At 69.0% G+C, this 20,980-nt stretch carries 23 protein-coding genes; 11 read left to right on the top strand and 12 right to left on the bottom strand.

The features are described 5' to 3' along the window. Positions 1-57: 57 nt before the first annotated feature. The 3 genes from LH62_RS17605 to LH62_RS17595 are packed head-to-tail and all read left to right on the top strand — an operon-like array spanning position 58 to position 3,166. On the top strand, positions 58-1,158 hold the full coding sequence (locus tag LH62_RS17605) for a TRAP transporter substrate-binding protein (protein WP_043363381.1): 1,101 nt from the start codon (positions 58-60) through the stop codon (positions 1,156-1,158). 24 nt (positions 1,159-1,182) lie between these two features. Continuing rightward, entirely contained in the window at positions 1,183-1,731 is a 549-nt protein-coding gene (locus tag LH62_RS17600; RefSeq protein WP_043363380.1) for a TRAP transporter small permease subunit, read from the top strand. A gap of 19 nt (positions 1,732-1,750) precedes the next feature. Beyond that, positions 1,751-3,166, top strand: coding sequence for a TRAP transporter large permease subunit (locus tag LH62_RS17595; protein WP_201445529.1), 1,416 nt, complete (start codon positions 1,751-1,753; stop codon positions 3,164-3,166). A 62-nt stretch (positions 3,167-3,228) separates the two neighbouring features. Here the strand turns inward: LH62_RS17595 and LH62_RS17590 are convergent, their stop codons facing one another. Then, on the bottom strand, positions 3,229-4,644 hold the full coding sequence (locus tag LH62_RS17590; protein ID WP_043363379.1) for an amidase family protein: 1,416 nt from the start codon (positions 4,642-4,644) through the stop codon (positions 3,229-3,231). Between the two features lie 123 nt (positions 4,645-4,767). On the opposite strand from LH62_RS17590, the gene LH62_RS17585 reads away from it, so the two are divergent. Continuing rightward, positions 4,768-4,977 (top strand): hypothetical protein, encoded by a 210-nt coding sequence (locus LH62_RS17585; protein WP_043335862.1) that lies wholly within the window; start codon positions 4,768-4,770, stop codon positions 4,975-4,977. Between the two features lie 6 nt (positions 4,978-4,983). On the opposite strand, the gene LH62_RS17580 is transcribed toward LH62_RS17585, so the two are convergent. The 4 genes from LH62_RS17580 to LH62_RS17565 form a co-directional block, all read right to left on the bottom strand. Continuing rightward, complete coding sequence (locus LH62_RS17580; protein WP_052214633.1) at positions 4,984-5,718, bottom strand: 2OG-Fe dioxygenase family protein; 735 nt, start codon at positions 5,716-5,718, stop codon at positions 4,984-4,986. Next, positions 5,715-6,482: a (Fe-S)-binding protein gene (locus LH62_RS17575; protein WP_043363376.1), complete on the bottom strand. Its 768-nt coding sequence runs from the start codon at positions 6,480-6,482 to the stop codon at positions 5,715-5,717. Before LH62_RS17575 ends, LH62_RS17580 begins: the two co-directional genes overlap by 4 nt. Positions 6,483-6,547: 65 nt before the next feature. Further along, positions 6,548-7,489: a murein transglycosylase A gene (locus LH62_RS17570; protein WP_052214632.1), complete on the bottom strand. Its 942-nt coding sequence runs from the start codon at positions 7,487-7,489 to the stop codon at positions 6,548-6,550. Positions 7,490-7,521: 32 nt separating this feature from the next. After that, entirely contained in the window at positions 7,522-8,202 is a 681-nt protein-coding gene (locus LH62_RS17565) for a Tim44/TimA family putative adaptor protein (protein WP_043366055.1), read from the bottom strand. A gap of 201 nt (positions 8,203-8,403) precedes the next feature. Here LH62_RS17565 and LH62_RS17560 point away from each other — a divergent pair, with 201 nt between their 5' ends. Next, the gene (locus tag LH62_RS17560) at positions 8,404-8,982 is read left to right on the top strand and encodes a histidine phosphatase family protein (RefSeq protein ID WP_043363373.1); all 579 of its coding nucleotides are present in this window, start codon (positions 8,404-8,406) and stop codon (positions 8,980-8,982) included. Positions 8,983-9,034: 52 nt separating this feature from the next. Continuing rightward, positions 9,035-9,523, top strand: coding sequence for a protein-export chaperone SecB (gene secB / locus LH62_RS17555; RefSeq protein ID WP_052214631.1), 489 nt, complete (start codon positions 9,035-9,037; stop codon positions 9,521-9,523). 106 nt (positions 9,524-9,629) lie between these two features. Here secB and LH62_RS17550 read toward each other — a convergent pair whose 3' ends face one another. Then, complete coding sequence (locus tag LH62_RS17550) at positions 9,630-10,457, bottom strand: IS6 family transposase (protein WP_043363365.1); 828 nt, start codon at positions 10,455-10,457, stop codon at positions 9,630-9,632. Positions 10,458-10,573: 116 nt separating this feature from the next. On the opposite strand from LH62_RS17550, the gene LH62_RS17545 reads away from it, so the two are divergent. Continuing rightward, a complete protein-coding gene (locus LH62_RS17545) occupies positions 10,574-10,795 on the top strand; it encodes a hypothetical protein (RefSeq protein ID WP_201445528.1) in 222 nt (73 codons plus the stop codon). An 82-nt stretch (positions 10,796-10,877) separates the two neighbouring features. On the opposite strand, the gene LH62_RS32725 is transcribed toward LH62_RS17545, so the two are convergent. Next, complete coding sequence (locus LH62_RS32725; RefSeq protein ID WP_369796786.1) at positions 10,878-11,108, bottom strand: DDE-type integrase/transposase/recombinase; 231 nt, start codon at positions 11,106-11,108, stop codon at positions 10,878-10,880. 348 nt (positions 11,109-11,456) lie between these two features. On the opposite strand from LH62_RS32725, the gene LH62_RS17540 reads away from it, so the two are divergent. From LH62_RS17540 to LH62_RS17525, 4 genes are read left to right on the top strand one after another with little or no spacing between them, the layout of a single operon-like run. Continuing rightward, positions 11,457-13,457 (top strand): HAD family hydrolase, encoded by a 2,001-nt coding sequence (locus LH62_RS17540; RefSeq protein ID WP_043363371.1) that lies wholly within the window; start codon positions 11,457-11,459, stop codon positions 13,455-13,457. Next, positions 13,454-14,599 (top strand): glycosyltransferase, encoded by a 1,146-nt coding sequence (locus tag LH62_RS17535; RefSeq protein ID WP_043363369.1) that lies wholly within the window; start codon positions 13,454-13,456, stop codon positions 14,597-14,599. The genes LH62_RS17540 and LH62_RS17535 overlap by 4 nt, the downstream gene beginning before the upstream one ends. Continuing rightward, on the top strand, positions 14,596-15,519 hold the full coding sequence (locus LH62_RS17530; protein WP_043363368.1) for a galactosyltransferase-related protein: 924 nt from the start codon (positions 14,596-14,598) through the stop codon (positions 15,517-15,519). Before LH62_RS17535 ends, LH62_RS17530 begins: the two co-directional genes overlap by 4 nt. Further along, the gene (locus LH62_RS17525; RefSeq protein ID WP_043363367.1) at positions 15,516-16,583 is read left to right on the top strand and encodes a glycosyltransferase; all 1,068 of its coding nucleotides are present in this window, start codon (positions 15,516-15,518) and stop codon (positions 16,581-16,583) included. The genes LH62_RS17530 and LH62_RS17525 overlap by 4 nt, the downstream gene beginning before the upstream one ends. Positions 16,584-16,843: 260 nt before the next feature. Here the strand turns inward: LH62_RS17525 and LH62_RS17515 are convergent, their stop codons facing one another. From LH62_RS17515 to LH62_RS17500, 5 genes are all read right to left on the bottom strand, one after another. After that, a complete protein-coding gene (locus tag LH62_RS17515; RefSeq protein WP_052214629.1) occupies positions 16,844-17,707 on the bottom strand; it encodes a ScpA family protein in 864 nt (287 codons plus the stop codon). Continuing rightward, positions 17,697-18,359 (bottom strand): hypothetical protein, encoded by a 663-nt coding sequence (locus LH62_RS17510; protein WP_144404519.1) that lies wholly within the window; start codon positions 18,357-18,359, stop codon positions 17,697-17,699. Before LH62_RS17510 ends, LH62_RS17515 begins: the two co-directional genes overlap by 11 nt. Then, positions 18,356-19,369 carry a site-specific integrase gene (locus tag LH62_RS17505; protein WP_082012634.1) on the bottom strand — a complete coding sequence of 338 codons (1,014 nt, stop codon included), beginning with the start codon at positions 19,367-19,369 and terminating at the stop codon, positions 18,356-18,358. The genes LH62_RS17510 and LH62_RS17505 overlap by 4 nt, the downstream gene beginning before the upstream one ends. A 366-nt stretch (positions 19,370-19,735) precedes the next feature. Continuing rightward, positions 19,736-20,068 carry a transposase gene (locus LH62_RS29385; RefSeq protein ID WP_408735073.1) on the bottom strand — a complete coding sequence of 111 codons (333 nt, stop codon included), beginning with the start codon at positions 20,066-20,068 and terminating at the stop codon, positions 19,736-19,738. Between the two features lie 33 nt (positions 20,069-20,101). Beyond that, the gene (locus LH62_RS17500; protein ID WP_043363365.1) at positions 20,102-20,929 is read right to left on the bottom strand and encodes an IS6 family transposase; all 828 of its coding nucleotides are present in this window, start codon (positions 20,927-20,929) and stop codon (positions 20,102-20,104) included. Between the last annotated feature and the right edge of the window lie 51 nt (positions 20,930-20,980).

Here is a 20,980-nt window from a genome sequence, read left to right as displayed (position 1 = left end):
GCGCCGGGCGCCGCTGGCGCTAGAATTCAGGACTCGTCCCGGGGAACAGGAAAGACCATGGATCGTCGAGGGTTGTTCGCCGGCGCCGCCGCTGCCGGCACGCTGGCCTTGGCTACGCCCGCCATCGCCCAGGCCATGCCGGAAGTCCGCTGGCGCTGCGCCTCCTCCTTCCCTAAGTCGCTGGATACGATCTACGGCGCGGGCGAGCATGTGGCGAAGCGCGTCGCCGCGCTGACGGACAACAAGTTCCAGATCCGCGTCTTCGCCGCCGGCGAACTGGTCCCCGGCCTCGCCGTCGCCGATGCGGTGCAGAACGGCACGGTGGAGGCGGCACATACCGCCAGCTACTACTTCGTCGGCAAGGACCCGACCTTCGCCTTCGACGGCGCCGTGCCCTTCGGCCTCAACATGCGCCAGATCAATGCCTGGCTGCAGGCCGGCGGCGGGCGCGAGGTGCTGAAGGAGTTCTTCGAGGGCTACAACATCGTCTCCCTCCCGGCGGGCAACACCGGCGCCCAGATGGGCGGCTGGTTCCGCAAGGAGATCAAGACCGTCCAGGATCTCTCGGGCCTGAAGTTCCGCGTCGGCGGCTTCGCCGGCAACGTGCTGCAGAAGCTCGGCGTGGTGCCGCAGCAGATCGCCGGCGGCGACATCTACCCGGCGCTCGAGAAGGGTACCATCGACGCCGCCGAGTGGATCGGCCCCTATGACGACGAGAAGCTCGGCTTCAACCGCGTCGCGCCCTACTACTACTATCCGGGCTGGTGGGAGGGCTCGCTCAACCTCTCCTTCTACATCGCGAAGGCGAAGTACGAGGAGCTGCCGCAACTCTACAAGGAGGCGCTGGAAAGCGCCTGCCGCGACAGCACCATCGAGACCATGGCCAAGTACGACGTGCAGAACCCGCAGGCGCTTCGCCGGCTGATCGGCGCCGGCACCCAGCTCCGCGCCTTCCCGCGCGAGGTGATGCAGGCCTGCTACAAGTCCGCCTTCGAGCTCTATGACGAGACCGCGGCCAGGAACGCGAACTTCAAGAAGGTCTACGAGCACTGGCGCGCCTTCCGCGACTCGCAGTACCAGTGGTTCCGCGTCGCCGAGAGCACCTTTGACAATTTCGGCTACTTCATGCAGGCGCAGGAACAGCAGCAGCGCCGCTGAAGGCGCTCGCGGAGTCCGCTATCCATGGGTCCACTGATCGCCTTCAGCCGGGGTGTCGACAAGCTCAACACCGCCGTCGGCAAGCTGGCCGACTGGGCGGTGCTGCTTGCCTGCCTCATCAGCGCCGGCAATGCCTTCGTGCGCTATGGCGTCTCCTACAGCTCCAATGCCTGGCTGGAGGTGCAGTGGTACCTCTTCGGCGCCATCGTGCTGCTCGGCGCCTCCTACACGCTGTTCCGCAACGAGCATGTCCGCGTCGACCTGCTCTACGGCAATGTCTCGGAGCGGACGCGGCTCTGGATCGACGTCTTCGGCTTCATCTTCTTCATGCTGCCGGCGGTCACCCTGCTGGCCTGGATGACCTGGCCCTTCTTCCTCGACAGCTGGGTGCGCGACGAGGGCAGCCCCAATGCCGGCGGCCTGCTCCGCTGGCCGGTGAAGCTGCTGCTGCCCGTCGGCTTCGTGCTGCTGACCTTGCAGGGCCTCTCGGAACTCATCAAGCGCATCGCCCTGTTGCGCGGCATCCGCCCGGCGGCCGAGGTGGTGGTCGAGTACCATCGCCCCGAGCAGTGAACCAGGACCGACAGATCCCATGACCCTCGACATGGACGTGATGGCCCCGCTGATGTTCGGCGGGCTGGTCGTCTTCCTGCTGATCGGCTTCCCGGTGGCCTTCAGCCTGGCCGCGACCGGGCTGTTCTTCGGCTTCCTCTCGATCGAGCTCGGCTTCTTCACGCCCGCCTATCTGGGCAACCTGCCGCTCCGGGTCTTCGGGATCGTGCAGAACGACCTGCTGCTCTCGATCCCCTTCTTCACTTTGATGGGCGCCATCCTCGAGCGATGCGGCCTCGCCGAGGACCTGCTGGAAGGCACCGGCCAGCTCTTCGGCAAGATCCCGGGCGGCCTGGCTTATGCCGTCATCCTGGTCGGCGCGGTGCTCGGCGCGATCACCGGCACGGTCGCCGCCTCCGTCATCGCCATGGGCATGATCTCGCTGCCCATCATGATGCGCTACGGCTACGACATGCGGATCGCCACGGGCGTGATCGCGGCCTCCGGCACCATCACCCAGGTCATCCCGCCCTCGCTCGTGCTGATCGTCCTCGGCGACCAGCTCGGCAAGTCGGTCGGCGACATGTATGCCGGCGCCATCGGGCCCTCCATCCTCCAGGTTCTGCTCTTCATCCTCTTCATCGCCGGCGTCAGCATCTTCGCGCCCCACAAGGTGCCGCCGCTGCCCGACGAGGCGCTGAGCCAGCGCGGCTGGCCGCTGATCTGGCGCGTGGCGAAGGGCATGGTGCCCTCCATCGTGCTGATCTTCCTCGTGCTCGGCACCATCTTCCTCGGCCTCGCCACGCCGACCGAGGCGGGTGCGATGGGCGCGGTCGGCGCCATCGGCCTCGCCTGGGTCAACGGCCGCTTCACCTGGCCGCTGCTGCGCCAGGCGATGGAGAACACCATGCGGATCACCGCCATGGTGATCTTCATCCTGATCGGCGCGACGGTGTTCAGCCTGGTCTTCCAGGGCGTCGACGGCTCGCTTTGGATCGAGCACATGCTGATGAAGCTGCCCGGCGGGGCGACCGGCTTCCTCATCGCGGTCAACATCTTCATCTTCTTCCTGGCCTTCTTCCTCGACTTCTTCGAGATCGCCTTCATCGTCATCCCGCTGCTGGCGCCCGTTGCGGCCAAGCTCGGCATCGATCTCGTCTGGTTCGGCGTGCTGATCTGCGTGAACATGCAGACCAGCTTCATGCACCCGCCCTTCGGCTTCGCGCTCTTCTACCTGCGCGGCATCGCGCCGAAGGAGGTCCGGAGCAGCGACATCTACTGGGGTGCCGTCCCCTGGGTGTTCCTGCAGCTGGTGCTCGTCGCCATCGTCATCTTCTGGCCGCAGAGCGTGACCTACTGGATCGACAAGGGCACGGGCGTCGATCCGAGCACGGTGCGGATCGAGGTGCCGCTGCCCGACCTGCCGGAAGATGATGCGCCACCGGTGTTCCGGTAAGGCGGGGGCTCTGCCCCCGCGCCTCCGCCGGGGGGAAAGCTTCCCCCGGTTCCCGCCCGGCGTTAGCCGATCTGTGGCATCGGCATAGGACACGCTGCTTCCACGACCTCGGCCGCGTCCAGCGCCAGGTCTTCCCGCCATCGCGGCGCGATGACCTGCACGCCCATCGGCAGGCCGTCCGCCGTCAATCCCGTTGGCACGGAAACGCTGGGCAGGCCGAGCAGCGGCGTCGCCAGTAGCGGCTGCTGCGCCCGGTAGACCGAATCGAAGCCCTGCTGCCCCGCCACGTCCAGCCCCTGCGGGAAGGGCGGCTCGCCGGAGACCGGGCAGAGCACCAGCGGCACCTCCGCCATGAAGCGCGCCCAGTCCCGCTGTCGCGTCGTCCGCCGCGCGGCGAGGCGCATGTAGCCGTCGAGGTCGGTCGGCGGGCAATGCGCCAGCATGTAGCGGTAGGTGTCCTGCGCGCCCTGGTCGGCATTGCGCGCAAAGACCTCGCCCATGAACAGCCGCGCCTCGCCATGGGCGAAGGCATCCCAGTCCCGTGCCGCCCCGGCGAAGTCGGGCGGGTCCCGCTCCTCCACCGCATAGCCCGCGGCAGCCAGGATCTCGCCCGCCCGGCGCACCGCCGCGGCAACCTCCGGATGCACCCCCGTCCCGGCCGGGTCGACCGAGAGCGCGACGCGGATCGGCCGCGGCACCGGCGGGCCGTCGAGCGGTGCCGGCATCCACCACGGGTCCCGCGCATCGCCCCGCGCCATGACGGCCAGCGCCACCCGCAGGTCGGCCACGCGCCGGGCCAAGGGCCCCTGGGTCGACATCAGCTGGCCAGAAAGCGGCCGCTCCGTCGCCATGGTCGGGTTGAAGGCGGGGATGCGCCCGAAGCTCGGCCGGATGCCGGCGATTCCGCAGGCATAAGCCGGGTAGCGCACGCTGCCGCCGAGGTCGTTGCCATGGGCGATCGGCCCGATTCCCGCCGCGCAGGCCGCCGAGGCCCCGCCGGAGGACCCGCCCGGCGTATGCCCGGCACTCCATGGGTTGAGCGTCCGCCCATGCAGCGCATTCTCGGTGAACCAGCGCATGGACAGCGCCGGCGTATTGGTCCGCCCGACGATGATCGCCCCCGCCGAGCGGAGATTGGCAACGACGGCACTGTCTTCCGGCGCGATCAGGTCCCGCCAGGGGACGCAGCCATTGCTGCTCGGCAGCCCCTTCTGGTCGACATTGATCTTGGTCGTCACCGGCACGCCATGCAGCGGTCCCACCGCCTCACCGCGGGCGGTGGCGGCATCGGCGGCATCGGCCGCCGCCAGCGCCTCCTCCTCCAGCACCAGGACGACGGCATTGATGCTGGGGTTCACCGCCGCGCAGCGGTCGAGCACCGACCGCACCGCCTCTCGCGCCGAGACCGCCCGCAGCCGGATGGCGCGGGCCAGGTCCACGGCATCCCAGCGCCAGAGTTCGGAGGGAAGGTGCTGCATCGAGGCGGTCCCTTTGGCTGAAGGCCGCCATCATGGCCCGCCCTCGGGGTATCGGACACCTGGCTTTGTAGCCCCCTCCGCCGCCGGATCGGGCAAGCTGGCGCCGACGAGGAGAATCAGCCCATGGCCGACAGCTACATGCAGGAACGCGCGGAGGAGCTGGCCCAGCACCTCAAGCTCAATGACGGCAAGTCAGGCTATGTCGAGGCCACGGCGGATGGCTTCCGGGTCTATGTCCGCCGCAAATGGCCCGGCAAGCAGCTCGCCAGCTGGGACGGGCTGCCGATCGAGTGGCACGAGAATGTCGGCACGCACAAGGCAGCCAACCGCTGAGGCGGCTCAGCCCTCCGCGCGCTTCCAGGTGATGACCAGCACGTCCCGGCAGGAGGGCAGCGCCGGGTCCACCGGCTGCACCGGCGTCACCCCATGCATCACCCTGCGGTCGTCGATGAAGGCGGTGTCCAGCCGCTCGAGCAGGGTGAAGCGCGCCAGCTCCGCCCCGGCATCGTCGGTGACGAGCGTTTCGCCACCCTCGAGATTGGTCCGCGCCATCATGCCGATGAGCACGTAATCGACGCCGTCATGGTGGACGCCCTCGGGCGTCGGGAAGCCCGGCGCCCCGGCTGCCGCCTCGATGCGGAACTGATGCATCTCGACGAACCAGTCGGCGCCGGGCGTCCCCGCATCGGCGACCGAACGGCCGAGCTCGAGCAGCGCGTGCAGCACCGGCCCCTCGCCCACCGCATCCTCGACCGGGGCGAACCAGCGCTCCACGCCGCCATTCAGGCTGTTGTGGACGACCGCCTGGAAATGCGGGCGGTGCGGCCCCCGCACATGTCCTGCCACGCCGGCGCGGGCGGCGAAATTGGCATGCCGCCGCCGCCGGTAGCGGCCACCATCGGCCATGAAGCGGTCCGTCTCCAGCCGCTCCCAGCTGGCGGCGAATTCCGCCAGCGCCTCGGGCAACAGGCCGAGCCGCGCCTCCAGCGCCGTCCCCGGCAGTCGCGCGAAGCCATGCGCCGCCACCTCCGCCTGCAACGGGTCCGCTACATCGATCCTCAGCGCCGCGCTCATGACACCTCACCGATCGCCGGGGCTTCCTCGGTCCGCCCGGCCAGGACTTCCGCCACGTGGCGCACCTTCATCGGCACGCCCTCCCGCTTCAGCCGACCCGCCATGTTGAGCAGGCAGCCGAGATCGCCGGCAAGGAGCGTGTCCGCCCCCGTTGCCGCGATGGATTTCGCCTTGTCGGTCACCATCCGGGTCGAGATTTCGGGGTACTTCACGCAAAAGGTGCCGCCGAAGCCGCAGCAGATCTCGGCATCGGCCATCTCCTTGACGACGACGCCCGGCATGGAGCCGAGGAGCTTCCGCGGCTGCGCCTTCACCCCGAGCTCCCGGAGCCCCGAGCAGCTGTCGTGGTAGGTGACGACGCCCTCGAAGCGTGCAGCGACGCCCTCCATCCCCCGCACGTCGGTCAGGAAGGAGACCAGCTCATGCGTCTTCGCGCCGAGCGCCTCCGCCTTGCCGCGGTACTCCGGGTCGTCGTCGAACAGTGCCGGGTAGTGGTGCGAGATCATCCCGCCGCAGCTCCCGCTCGGCACGACGACGTGGTCGTAATGCAGGAACTCGTCGATGACGGCCCGCGCCAGGTCCTTCGCCGTCTGCCGGTCGCCGCTGTTGTAGGCCGGCTGGCCGCAGCAGGTCTGCGCCCGCGGCACCTCCACCTGACAGCCCGCCTCCTCCAGCAGGGCGATGGCGGAGAAGCCGACATTCGGCCGGTAGAGGTCGACCAGGCAGGTGACGAAGAGCGCGACGCGGGGACGGGTCTGGAGCATCTTCGCAATCTAGGCGCGCGCCGCCCCCGGCGGAAGGACGCCGTTGCCGAAACTGTACCCCTCCGTCAGCGGGGCAGTAGCAGGAACAGTTGAGCCGGCTCCCGCATCGGCCCGGCCCGTGCGGCGGCCTCCGCCCCCCAGCCCCAGAACAGGTCGCCGCGCGCCATGCCGCGGATCGCGCCACCGGTATCCTGCGCCAGGACGATGCGGCGGATCGGGTGCCCATCCAGCGGGTCCCGCGTGTCCAGGAAGAGGGGCGCGCCGAGCGGCACGATGCCGGCGTCGACGGCGAGCGAGCGGCCCGGCGTCAGCGGCACCCCGAGCGTGCCGATGGGCCCAGTTGCGGGATCGAGCCCCTCGATGGGACGGAAGAAGACATAGGCCGGGTTCTCGCGCAGCAGCGCCGCCGCCTCCCCGGGCGGGGCGGTACCGAGCCAAGCGCGGATAGCCTGCATCGACATCGCCTCGCGGGCGATGGCGCCGCGCTCGATCAGGCTGCGGCCGATCGGCCGGTAGGGATGCGCGTTCCGCCCGGCATAGCCGAGCCGCAGCACCCGCCCATCCGGCAGGCCGATCCGGCCGGAGCCCTGGATCTGCAGGAAGAAGGCATCGACCGGATCATCCACCCAAGCGAGTTCCAGCCCCTGCCCCTCGAGCCCACCCGCCTCAATGGCGCCCCGGTCCAGCAGCCGCAGCGGCCCCTCGGGCGGCAGGGCGAAAAGCGGCACGGCATAGCCGCCGCCCGGCACTTCGGCCCCACGCAACTCCGGCTCGTAATAGCCGGTGACGAGGCCGTCCCCCAGCGGATGCGGTGCAAACCAGCGCTCGAAGAAGGCGGCCGCGCCGTCCGGTGGCACTGCCTCTGCCGCGGCGCAGGCCTCGGCCCAGGGAGCAGAGAATTCCGGCGGGCCGCTGCGCAGCGCTTCGCAGGAGCGGAGGAAGGGCGCCAGCGCCGCCTCCGGCGCCTCGCCCGGCCAATCCGCCGGCCAGCCTGCCCCGCCCAGCATCAGGGCGAGGCCGAGGAGGAACAGGGCTCGCGTCAGGCCGAGCGCGTGGCGACCAGCTTCCAGGTCGGGTCGGCCTGGCTCAGGTCGCGCTGGAAGGTCCAAACATCGGTCAGCTCAGTCACCGCATCGCTGCCCGTCACAACCTCGCCGTTGCGGCCGGTGGTCAGGTTGATCTGGTCGGTGACGAAGCGCAGGGTGACATCGGCGACGCTGCCCCGCAGGTCGGCCGCCTCGATCGCCAGCTCATGCACCGCGCGCAGTTCGGTTCGCTGCGCCTCGCCGGCATTCTCCCGCGCCGTGATGGCCTGCTCGAAGCCGGCATAGGTGTCGTCCGAGAGCAGCGAGCGCAGCGTCTGCCGGTCGCCGGCGGCGAAAGCGGCGACGATCATGCGGAAGGCCGACTCCGCCCCGTCGAGGAAGCGGTTCGGCTCGAAGCCGCGATCCACCTCGGCGATGCGCGCCAGTGCCTGGCCAGGGGGCGTGCGCGGATCGGGGATCACCCGCCGGCTGCGCGCCGCAGTGGCCGAAGCCGGCACCTCCTCCGCCTCGCCTTCGATCGTGCCGCCGCGCGGGTCGTAGCCGGCCGCACGCGCCTCCGGCTGCACCGGTCGCTCGAAGCCGGTGCGCTTGCCGAGCACGCTCCGCAGCCGCAGCACGAGGAACGCCGCAATCATCGCGAACAGGATCAGATCGACCGGAAATCCGCCCGTCATCATGAACTCCTTTTCACCTATCTAGGCGAGAGGCCCCTCCCCCGCAACGGCCGGGAGGATGACGGAGCCATAAACAATGAACCATGAAGGCGGCTTGCCGCGCCGCCGCGGCACGGCTATCGCCGGAGCCGAAACGCCGAAGTGGCGGAAACGCCAAGTGGCGGAAACGCCAAGTGGCGGAAACGCCGGAGGAAGACGCCAGTGATCCTGCTGCGCCATGGCCAGAGCGAGTTCAACCTCCACTTCACCGCAACCAAGCGCGACCCCGGCATCCCCGACCCGAAACTGACCCCGCTCGGCCATGAGCAGGCCGAGGCGGCGGTGCTGGCGCTGGCCGGCGAGCGCATTACCCGCATCATCGCCTCGCCCTATACCCGCGCCCTGCAGACCGCCGCCCCCATCGCCCGGCAGCGCGGCCTTCCGGTCCTGGTGAACCCGGTGGTGCGGGAGCGCTACGCCTTCACCTGCGACATCGGCTCACCCTGCACCGAGCTGGCCATCGCCTTTCCTGGCCTCGACTTCGCCCATATCGACGACGTCTGGTGGCCGGCGGTGGAGGAGCCGGACCAAGGCATCGAGGCCCGCGCCGCGCTGTTCCGCGCCGAGATGTCGGCCCTGCCAGACTGGCGGGATACGCTGGTGGTGTCGCATTGGGGCTTCATCCTGGCGATGACGGGCGAGCGGGTGATGAACGGCGAATGGCGCCGCTGCGACCCGACCGCCCCGGCGCCGGAGGCGATCCTCTGGCGCCAGCCGCATCCGAGCGCGGTCAAGCCCTGACAGCCCGGCGGGAGGCATGCTACCCCGCCCCCTCTTCGTGAAAGGCGCCCCCATGTCCGATCAGCCCCAAGGCCAGCCGAACGGCGACCCCAACCTGGCCCCGCAGGGCCCGTTGGTGCTGAACATCCAGTACACCAAGGACCTCTCCTTCGAGGTGCCGGGCGCGCCGGAAATCTTCGCCACCCTGCGCGAGCAGCCGCGCGTCGACCTCCAGCTCGACGTCCAGGCCCGGCCCGTCCAGGAAGGCGGCAACGTCTTCGAGGTCTCGCTGCAAATCCGCGCCGATGCGCAGGCCGAGGGGAAGGCCTGCTTCATCGCCGAGCTGGTCTATTGCGGCATCTTCACCGTGAACGTGCCGCCCGAGCAGCTGGAGCCGGTGCTGCTGGTCGAGTGCCCGCGCCTGCTCTTCCCCTTCGCCCGCAACATCCTCGCCGATGTGACGCGCGAGGGCGGCTTCCCGCCGGTGATGCTGGCGCCGATCGACTTCGTCGCCCTCTGGCAGTCGCGCCGCGCCGAGGGGCCGGTGGTCGGCAACGCCTGACCCTCGGCGGGGGGCCGTCAGCCCCCCGTCCTCGCCGCCACCTGCCAAACGGTTCTGTCAGCATTCGCGCCAACCATGACGACGCGAGGTGGTGGCCGGGTTTTGGTTACGCCGCGCCCAGAATAGCGAGCGCAGTGGTGGCACGACGGAGGTGAAGCAGGCGACGGCGGCGGGCAGAGACGTATTGGTTGTGGCGGGTGCAGGGACGAAGGAAGTTGCGCAATTCGTCGAAGCTTTTGCAGAACCGCCTCGCCGCATCGAAGCTCTTGAAGCCACGCATACATCGTATGCGGCCTTTAACGCCCCGATGATCTTGTTCCAGTCTGTTGTTCTTATAGGCGCTGTTGCGATGGACGACCCTCCGGCCGAGCGTTGATCGGATCGCGCGTGGGTAGGAGCCGTGCCCGTCCGTGGTGACCTGGTCGGGGGCTTGGCCGGTGACCGACCTTGCCGAGCGAAAGAAGGCTTGGGCCGCCGCCATGTCGCGGTGCTCACTCAGCATGGTGTCGACAAGATTGCCGTCGCGGTCGATGGCTCGGTACAGGTAGGCCCAGCCGCCACCCACTTTCAGGTAGGTTTCATCCACGTGCCAGCGTCGGCCACAAGCGCCGCCCTTGCCGTGCCGGCGTCGGCGGACCTCATCAGCCAGCCTCGGTGCGAGCTTCGCCTCCCAGTCACGAACAGCTTCATGGCTGAACACGATGCCGCGCTGGAGAAACATCTCGGCTAAGTCGCGCAGGGTCAGGCGGTAGCGAAGCCGCCACAGCACCACTAGGGCGATGACGTCGGATGGGTACTGCGTGTGGTTCAGCGGCCCAGCGCTGCGCTCGTTGATCTGCTTGCCGCAGTCTCGGCAGCGAACCCGGCGGTACCCCCGCGCAGTACGGTCCGGCCGCTCGGTGACGGCAGTCGAACCGCAGCAGAAGCATTCCATTGCCAAGTCCCAGGCCAGCCGTCAGCAGGCCAGTAACCTACCCGTGGCTGCGCGGACGGCCAAGCCAGGTACCTTTGGCGCGAAGCCTGACAGAACCGACGCAGCGGGACGCGCACTTGCGATCTATCGCTGAGTCCGGTCGTATGGGCTGGCAGCACGCCTCGGGCTATAACTGGCGTGCCCTGGTGGAGGCCGACGTCTCCTGGTGGAAACGCGTCATCGGCGACGGGTTGCGCTCGCAAACGGATGGGCGACAGGCGACCGAGGTGGCCATCGCCGCCGGCGTGCTGAACCGAATGCTCGAGCTTGGGCGGCCGGAATACGTCGGCATCGCATGATCCCGAACGTGGGCAGGGACCAATGCGTCCAAGCCTCTGACCCGTGCAACACGATGGCCCAGCCCGCCAAAAGCAACCGCTCCTACACCATTACCAGGGACATGACCCCGTGGCGTTGTGCCACTCCTGCATCCAGCACGACACCGCGCTGGTCCACCGCGCGCCAGAGACAGAAAAGTTCGCCGCTGATTTTTAGATGAACGTCGTCTGTGTGCCAAATATCGCCTGGCCTCGGCCACCGCTTGCGCAGCCTGATGGCGAGGTCCGCGCCGAAGCGGAGGCACCAACGACGGATACTCTCGTAGCTGGCCACAACACCCCGCTCGGCCAAGATCAGCCCGATGTCGCGCAGGCTCAGGCTGAACAGGTGAAAGGGCTAGATGGCATGGTGGATGACCTCGTTCGGAAAGCGGTGGCCGGAGTAGGTGGTGGGCTCGGCTGACATCAGACCACCTTGGCCCAACCAATTCATTCCGCCTAGCGCTCAATAGATTCAGAACGACCCGCCGAACCTGCTCATTCGAACGACGCCGTCGACATTTCGGTGGATCGGCATGACCGGTGATCGCCTTGACAAACTTCCCATCGGCACGATTTCCACGATAGTTGCCTGACCGCATCCTGAATTACGTCGGTTTGCCGTTCAATCATCGAGGTTGGCTTGTTCATCTTACACTTGGCTCTTGGAGGATGCTTAAAGTCGGGCCCGGTCAATTTTGGTATTACAGCAGATACCGGCGGGCACATTGTTTATGTCGTGGGTGCCGCCTCCCAGCAGAGGAGGGCAGACAGCGTCTCGAGAGTCTCGATCGTTACACGGCTGTTTGACGACCCTGTCTTGGGCGGGGAGTACTCGAAACCTTCCGAAGCCGTTGCACCAGGCTTCACCATCAATCGGCTCGCTACGTCCTGCCGATGCTATCTGGAGAAGGAGGCTCTCGCAGGGGAGCTTCCCGCATTCACCCAAGCCTTTATCGGCTACCTTGCGTCACTGCCCGAGCTGCCCGACGTGATCCATGCCCATTTCGCCGATGCGGTCGGCGTCGCGCTCCAGGCGAGGCAGCTCTTCGACATTCCCGTCGTCTATACGCCCCACGCCCTCGGTCTCGACAAGCGGCAAAGCGACGGCAGCGCACCCAAGATTGGAGGTCGGATCGCGGCGGAACGCTATGCTTTGGCTTCGGCCGACGCGATTATCGTGTCGAGCCTGCAGGAAGCGTCCGAGCAGGTCGCAGCCTATGGCGTTACGGTTGACGCGCGAATTCATTGCATTCCACCCGGTGTGCCGCAGCGACGGGCCAATGCGGCCGAATCGAGGCTCATCGAGCGGTTGGAGGACGGCTTCGCCGAACCCGGCAAGCCGATCATCCTGACGATCGCGCGTCCCGTTCGAAAAAAGAATATTGCAGCTCTCGTGCGGGCCTATGCCGCCAACCCCGCACTGATGGCTCGCGCCAACCTCGTCATCCTCGCCGGCCAGAGCGGCGGCCGGCACGGCTCGGCCGAGGAGCGGCAGGTTGTCGACGAGCTGAGGCGGCTCTGCGCCGCTCCCGATTTGCGGAGTCGGGTTGCACTGCCTCTGACCCATGGCGAGGCGGATGTCGCCGCCCTGTACCGGCGCGCCGCTGCTGGGGGAGTCTTTGTGAATCCCGCGCTGCACGAGCCCTTCGGCCTCACCCTGATCGAAGCGGCTGCCGCAAGTGTCCCTGTCGTTGCAACACGGCATGGCGGCGCGGCCGAGATAGTCGAGGCTTTGGGCCATGGCTTGCTCGTCGACCCTTCCGACGAATCCGCCATTGGTAATGCTTGCCTCGAACTCCTGTCCGATGCTGACCGGCATGCAAGCTTGGCAGCAGCCCCGCGCAACCGGATCCATCGGTACAGCTGGTTGAACTATGCCGAGCGATCGATTGCGCTCTACGCGTCTCTTCGGCGCCGGCCGCGGCTTCTCGCCTGCGATATCGACGGCACCCTGACGGGTTGTGCGACCGGTGCGAGGGCCTTCGCAGCCTGGCGGGCCAAGCGGCAACTGCCATTCGTGGTGGCAACCGGCCGCTCCTTCCAAGCTGCACGTAGCACCCTCGATGCCTGGCACTTGCCGCAACCCGACGCCTATATCGTCGATGTCGGCACCTGCATCATGCTGCCCGCATCCGATGGAGGCTGGCAGGAATGCCCCCTCTACGCGCAGCGTCTGGCCGAGGGATGGGACAGGGCGGCGGTGGTCGCCGCCCTGGGCGGAATGCCGCTGACGCCACAGCCGCCGGCAGCGAATGGGCGGTACAAGCTCAGTTATTTTGGCGGGCCCCACGACGCGGAGGACATCCGGGAGGCGCTGATGAAGGCCGGGCTGCAGGCCCGCGTCGTCCACTCCCATGGCCGCCTGATCGACGTGCTGGCCCCAGGCGGCGGCAAGGCGGCGGCGATTGCCGCCTATGTCGGACAGCATGGGATGACGCTTGCAGATTGCGCGGCTGCGGGCGACAGCGGCAACGACTTCGACATGCTCGACGCCTGCGGCCATGCCATTGTCGTCGGGAATGCCGATGCAGACCTCGATCACCTCCGGATTCGGCACGGCCTCCGCCGCGTCGCAGCCCGTCATGCCGCCGGGGTGATGGAAGGGCTGGCGGCGCTCGGCCTTGGCCACGCCGGGGCATGAAGCGTCCCTTCGGCTATTTCGTCCACCACCAGGGACGCGGCCATGCCGAGCGCTGCGCAAGGATCGCCGCCGCGCTGCCCGCCGACCGGCCGCTGACGATTTTCTGTGCCCGCGACGATATCTTCTCAAGCCTGCCGGTGAGCGCACGAATCGAGACAATTCCTTCGCTGTTCGAGGCGCGCGGGGACGAGGCCTTGGGCATGGACCATATCCCGACGCCCGAGACGCTGCACTGCGCGCCGCTCGGATGGCCAGGCATCCGGCGGGCCATGGCGAGCATGACCCAATGGTTCGACCGGGCCGACCCGGCCCTGATGATCTGCGACGTCTCGGCCGAGATCGCGCAGCTGTCGCGCATCTGCAGCGTCCCCCATGTCAAGGTGCTGCAGCACGGCGACCGCGGCGATGCCGGTCACCGCGCCGCCTATGACGGGGCCGCCGGGCTGCTGGCACCCTTCCACGCCGGGCTGGCGCAGCCCGAATGGCCGATGGCGATGCGGGCCAGGACCTGCTTCGCTGGCGGGCTCGGCATCGATGCGTCCGTCGCCGAGAAGCAGGCGGCGCGTCGGCGCATCGGCATCGGGGCCGAGGAGGAGATGGTCCTGGTCCTGGCTGGCGGCGGCGGCAACGGCTTCAGCCAGGGCCCCATCGCGGTCGGCGCGCGGAGCCGCCCGGCGGCGCGCTGGGTCACCATCGGGCGGATCGAGCGCGACTGGCACGCCACGGAGCCGACGAATCTCGAGCATCGCGGCTGGGTCGACACCGTCGCCGACCATATCGCCGCGGCCGACATCGTGGTCGCCTCCACGGGCAACACCACCTGCCAGCAGATCCTGGCGGCCGGCCGGCCCTGGCTCGCTATTCCCGAATGGCGGTACTTCGACGAGCAGCACCGCAAGGCCGAGGCCCTGGCCGCCGCCGGCGTCGCCACCGTGAGGCTGCACCTGCCCTCCTCTGCCGGCGCCTGGCAGCAGGCCCTGGCCGAGACCCTGGCCGATCACCGCCCCCTCGCACAGCGCGGGCTGATCGAGGACGACGCGGCCGGCAAGGCCGCCGCCTGGCTCGAGCGGCTTGCCGAGGAGCTCTGGTCGGAGCCCGCGCCACATCATCCCCACCGCCGTTCGGAGCCTGAAGACGCATGATGCCTGCATCGGTTGTGACGCTGGCCGGGGGACGGCCGGCGCATCTCGACAACCTCGTGCTCGGCCTTTGCCACCAGGCGGAGCCGCCATCCGAGCTGATCGTCGCGGTCATGCAGGAGGCCCGCTATCACCTGCCGGAGGCGCCCTTCCCGGTACGGCAGGTGATGATCGAGGCTGGGTCGCTGCCGCTGGCCGCCGCGCGCAATGCCGCGGCGCGGGCGGCGACGGGGCAGGCGCTGATCTTCCTTGACGCCGACTGCATCCCCGCGCCGGATCTGATCGCCGACTACACCCGGGAACTCGGCGCCTTCGACGGGCTGCTGATGGGCGAGGTCATGTACCTGCCCGGTGGGGCGACCGCAGACGGGCTGCGCTTCGACAGCTTCGCCGCCAAGGCCGTCCGGCACTCCGACCGGCGCGGCCCGCCGCCCGCCGGCATCGAGCGCTGCGCCGACTACCGGTGCTTCTGGTCGCTGAACTTTGCCATGCGGCGCGAGACCTTCCTCGCCGCGGGCGGCTTTGACGAGCGCTATGTCGGCTATGGCGGCGAGGACACCGACTTCGGCAAGCTGCTCGACAGCCGGGGCATCCCGATCGCCTGGACGAAGGGCGGACTAGTCTACCATCAGTACCACCCCCACCACATGCCGCCGGTCCATCACCTCGACAGCGTGGTGCGCAACGCGCAGCTCTTCGAGGCGAAATGGGGCTACCGAACCATGGGGCACTGGCTGCACGCCTTCCGCCTGATGGGGCTGATCGACGACGCGCCCGGGCGGCCCATCCGCATCCTGCGCCGCCCGACGGCGGAGGACTTCACGCTGACCGGGCAGCAGAGCCACCAGCCCTATGCCAACACGGCCAGCGTCATCCGCATCCTGGAGGAGCAGGGCGCCGGCCTCACCCGCGCCGCATCATGAGGATCGCCGTCCTCGCGCATGTCCGTCAGCCGATCGCCGAGCCCTTCATGGGCGGGATGGAAGCCCATGCTTGGCATCTCGTCGCCGGGCTGCAGGCGCGTGGCCATGACGTCGTGCTCTTCGCTGCCGGCGACAGCGACCCGCGCTTCGCCATCGACCCGGTATTGGCCGAGCATTATGAGAAGGTCTTTCCCTGGGCCGAGCATCGCGGCAGCGCCCCGCTGATCGCGCATGTCGATGCCGGCTTCGCCGCGGCGGGCGAGCGGATCGCCGCCGGCGGCTTTGATGTGGTGCACAACAACAGCCTGCATCGCTTCCCGCTGCGATGGCCGCGGGACGGCGGCGTGCCGACCGTGACCTCGCTGCATGTCCCGCCCTTCGACGCCCTGCGCTGGTTCGTGCAGGACAGCGCCGGCCCGTCCCACCGGATCACCGTCACCTCGGCCAGCCAGAGGAAGGCATGGTGGCCGGAGGAAGTGCCGGCGGAGGTTTCGGTGCTCCACAACGGCATCGACCTCGCGGCTTGGCCCTACCAGGAGCGGGGCGACGGCAGCGCCGTGTGGTGCGGACGCATCACGCCGAACAAGGGCACGCATCTGGCGGTCGAGGCAGCCCGGCGCGCCGGCCTGCCGCTGACCATCTTCGGCACCATCGAGGAGCCAGTCTATTGGGAGGAGGCGGTGGCGCCGTTGCTGGGCGGGCCGATCCGCTACGGCGGGCATATCCGGAGCGCCGCCCTCGCTGCGGAACTGGGACGCGCCTCGGTCTTCCTGTTCACCCCGTGCTGGGACGAGCCCTTCGGGCTGGTCGCCGTAGAGGCGATGGCCTGTGGAGTGCCGGTGGCGAGCCTCGAGATGGGCGCGGCACGCGAGGTCATCGCCGAGGCCGGCGCCTTCGCATCGGGCCAGGATGCCAAGACGCTGGCCCAGGCGATCCGCTCGGCCATAGCCATCCCCCGGAGCGTAGTGCATGAGCGGGCCGCGCGGCTGTTTACGCGAGATATGATGCTCGACCGCTGCGAGCAGCTCTACCGCCAGGTCCGCTCGGGCGCCGGGGAAGGCTGACTGCGCTCAGCTCAGCGCCAGACGAGAGGGAGCACGACCCGTCTTAGGAGCGCTCCGATAACATGGGCGTTGTAGGCGACACCGAGCTGGTCCGGCACGGTGAGCAGGAGCGTACCCGCCTTACGGATCGCCTCGTCGCGCGTCAGCCACCGAACCAGTTCGTCGGGCTCCGCGGCGTAGGCGCGGCCGAAGACTGCGAGCCTGCTGTCGATGATACCAGCCTGGTCGCGGTCCGATCCTTGGCCGAAAGCGGCTGATGGTCAGGCTTGGCGGTCGCCCACTCCTTCGTAGCGCAACGAATTTGACGCGACGAAAGTTGGCTCAGCGCGAACAACCACAACACAAAAGGGCTCCAACTGGTCCAGTATAACTACGCCATCTCGGCCCAGCTCCAGCCCGGCCATGAACGTGGTCGCCAGCGCTGCCCGTCGCTGGAGCGCTGATTGCGTTCGCGTCTCGGACAGCGGTGGCAGGAACGCGGTGAGATTAGCCCCCTCGCCCACCGTCGGCAGCAGCTCGCGCATCCGCTCCAGCGCATCCAGCACCCGCCACAGCGTCGGCGGCCGTGGCCGGTATACCCGGTCGCGGTGCGGCAGCACCAGCAGCCGCAGGCAGGCCCGCAGCAGCTCCGCCGTGTCCGCCAGCGGCGGTGCACCGATAATGGCAGGGTCAGGCTCCGCCACGCCGCGTGCAAACACCTGCCGCCCCAGCTGTGGTCGCCGCTCCAGCCAGTCCGCCAGCCGGCTCGCCCACTTCCGGTCAGCCAGCTGCCGGCGCAACCCCTCTGCCTCGCGCTCGGCCTCGGCGCTTTCCGCCGTCGCGGCCGGCAGTAGCAGGCGCGAGCGCAGCAGCGTCAGCCAGGCCGCCATGATCAACCAGTCCGCCAGCCGCGGCAGCGGCACTGTCCGGCTCTCGATCGCCGCCGCGACCACGGCCTCGAATTGCTCGGCCAGGGTGGCGATCGAGATCTGCGCCAGATCGACCCGCTGCGCCCGCGCGAGCTCCAGCAGCAGGTCGAGCGGGCCCTCATAGGCCCCGAGCCGCAGCGCTGGCGCGCCGCTGTTGCCGACCGCGGCCGGGGTGGCGTCGAGGAAGGCCTCGGCGCTGTCCACCTCAGGGGTCATGGTAGTGTGGCTGCACTGCCAGCAGCAGCCCGGGCCAGCGCGCGCGCAGCTGCCGGAGCGCCGGCCAGGGCGTCCAATCGGCCGACCAGAAGCCCAGCCACAGCAAGCCAGGGTCGCGCTTGGCTGGCTGCCCGCGCTTTGGCACCGGCAGCTCGACCGCATGGCGCAGCGCCTCGGTCGTGCCCCAATGGGCCCACAGCCAGGCCCGCGCCTCCGGATGCTCCGGCCCAAGCCGCAGCACCCTCTCCGGCACCGGCAGCAGCCGGTGCAGGTCGAGCGGGCAGGCTCGGCTCTCGCCCGAGCGCTCCGCCACCAGCCGCAGCCGCTCCTCGGCTGCCGCCCGCAGCTGGCCGGCCAAGATGCGGGCGCCCTCGAGGCTCAGACTGCGGGCGAGCGGCGGCGGTGGTGCGACCAGCAGATGGAACCAGTCCTCCTCGGCCCGGCCGAGGCTGTGCTGCCAGGGGATAACCCCAGCCCCGGCCGCAGCTTGGCGGAAGGCCGCGACCTCGGCCGGATCGCCGGTGACGCGGAGGTGGTGGTACAGCCAGTCGGTATGCGCCGGCGCCAGCACCTCGGATGGCAGGGCACTAGCCCCTTCCCCGGCCCCGCCACCCAACTCCGGCAGCCTCTTCCTATCTTGGGCCCTGGTCACAGGTCGAGCAGCTTGCTGGCGCTCTCGGTGACCAGCTTGGCCCGGCGGACATAGCCGCGCATGGTCTTGAGGTCGCGGTGCCGGGTGTGGTCCATCACCTGCTCATCTCGGGCACCAGCCATGTAGGCCTCGGTGACGAAGCCCGCCCGCAGGCCGTGGGGCGATAGCCGCTCGGTGCTGTGCACCGTGATCCCGGCCGCCTTGGCCCGGCCTTTGAGGATGGTGCGGATCGCCTCGCCGCTGAGTCGGGCATGCTCGATGTTGCCCCAGCGGTCGACCTTGCGAAACACCGGGCCATAGTCGCAGGCCGAGGCACCCAGCCAAGCCTCGAGCGTCCGCACCGGGCAGGTCTCGGCCCGCTTGCCGCGGGTGATGCCGAGCTCGGTCCCCTTGCCCTCCTGATCGGTCTTGGAGGAGGGCAGCGTCAGGCGGAGCCCCTCGCCGGTGAAGCGCAGGTGCTCACGGTCGATGCCGACGAGCTCGGACCGCCGCAGCGCCCCGGCAAAGCCCAGCAACAGCAGGGCGCGATCGCGCAGGCCGGCCAGATCGCCACCACAGGCGGCGACCAGTTTGCGCAGCTCGGCCGAGGTCAGCGCCGCGGCCTGGCGCCGGCGGCTGCCATGCCGGCGGTAGATGCCGCGGAGCGTGGTGCGGATGGCCGGGTGCCCGGCCGACCAGTCGAGGCCGCGGAGGCGGTGCTGCTGGCCAATGGCGGCGAGCCGGCGCTCGAGCAGCGAGCGGGAGTACAGGCCGGCGAGCGAGGCGAGATAGGCGGCGACGGCTGCCGGCTCGGCCGGCAGCGGAGGGCAGCCGGTCTCGCTGCACCAGCCGCAGAAATGCGCCCAGTCGGCGGCATAGGCGCGAAGCGTTTCGGGCGCGAGCGCCTCCCGGGCATAGGCCTGGGCGACGGCCAGCGCCGCGGCGCCGATCGGGGCGAGGCCCCTGCCCGGCTCGGGCACCACCGCCGGCAGTCCGGCTTCGGCCGCCGCCGCACTCTCCGCCTTGCTCATAGCCCCCTACCCGCCCCCGGTCAGGCCTGGAGTCTGGCGGTTTGCCGCGATTGCGGCAAGCCCTGGATCATTTGCGGTAAGCGGGGCTTATCGCATGTGTGGATGCCCCCTGCGGGTCAAGGCGAATCTGCAGCGTTGGCATTGAGAGCACGGGTGCGGTCATGTGTCCGGCCTCTGATGCGGCCGGTCTGGCCGCGGGCCCTGATGAGCTGCGCGGAACGAGGGGCAATCATGCGAGCGCGCTCGGGAGCGCATTGCGATAAACGGCCTGTCTCGTCACCGGCTCACCGGTCTCTCGCTGTCATCGTCGCTTTGGCACCTTGGCCCCCGCCGGGCGCGGCGCCCGGCGAGCTCGGACGCAACCGCCTAGGCGGCTGTGGATGCTGTGTAGGTCCCTCCCCTAGCCAGCAAGGCCCAGGCGATGCGGGCCATCTTGTTGGCCAATGCCACAGCCGCGACCTTGAAGGGTCGCCGGGCCAGCAGGCGCGTGGCCCAGTCCGAGGCCTCCGGGTTGCGCCGGGCATTGCGTAGACGACTGGTGGCGCCGAGAACCAGCAGCCGGCGCAACATGGAGTTGCCCTGCCGGGAGATCCGGCCCAGGCGCTCCTTACCGCCACTCGAGTGCGGCTTCGGGGTTAGGCCAAGCGAGGCCGCGAAGTGCCGCCACCTGCCAAACGGTTCTGTCAGCATTCGCGCCAACCATGACGACGCGAGGTGGTGGCCGGGTTTTGGTTACGCCGCGCCCAGAATAGCGAGCGCAGTGGTGGCACGACGGAGGTGAAGCAGGCGACGGCGGCGGGCAGAGACGTATTGGTTGTGGCGGGTGCAGGGACGAAGGAAGTTGCGCAATTCGTCGAAGCTTTTGCAGAACCGCCTCGCCGCATCGAAGCTCTTGAAGCCACGCATACATCGTATGCGGCCTTTAACGCCCCGATGATCTTGTTCCAGTCTGTTGTTCTTATAGGCGCTGTTGCGATGGACGACCCTCCGGCCGAGCGTTGATCGGATCGCGCGTGGGTAGGAGCCGTGCCCGTCCGTGGTGACCTGGTCGGGGGCTTGGCCGGTGACCGACCTTGCCGAGCGAAAGAAGGCTTGGGCCGCCGCCATGTCGCGGTGCTCACTCAGCATGGTGTCGACAAGATTGCCGTCGCGGTCGATGGCTCGGTACAGGTAGGCCCAGCCGCCACCCACTTTCAGGTAGGTTTCATCCACGTGCCAGCGTCGGCCACAAGCGCCGCCCTTGCCGTGCCGGCGTCGGCGGACCTCATCAGCCAGCCTCGGTGCGAGCTTCGCCTCCCAGTCACGAACAGCTTCATGGCTGAACACGATGCCGCGCTGGAGAAACATCTCGGCTAAGTCGCGCAGGGTCAGGCGGTAGCGAAGCCGCCACAGCACCACTAGGGCGATGACGTCGGATGGGTACTGCGTGTGGTTCAGCGGCCCAGCGCTGCGCTCGTTGATCTGCTTGCCGCAGTCTCGGCAGCGAACCCGGCGGTACCCCCGCGCAGTACGGTCCGGCCGCTCGGTGACGGCAGTCGAACCGCAGCAGAAGCATTCCATTGCCAAGTCCCAGGCCAGCCGTCAGCAGGCCAGTAACCTACCCGTGGCTGC

The sequence above is a fragment of the Belnapia sp. F-4-1 genome, assembly GCF_000802185.1.
Classification (GTDB): Bacteria; Pseudomonadota; Alphaproteobacteria; order Acetobacterales; family Acetobacteraceae; genus Belnapia.
The sequence above is the reverse complement of the archived record's forward strand: the minus strand, read 5'-3'. Positions and strand labels throughout refer to the sequence as shown.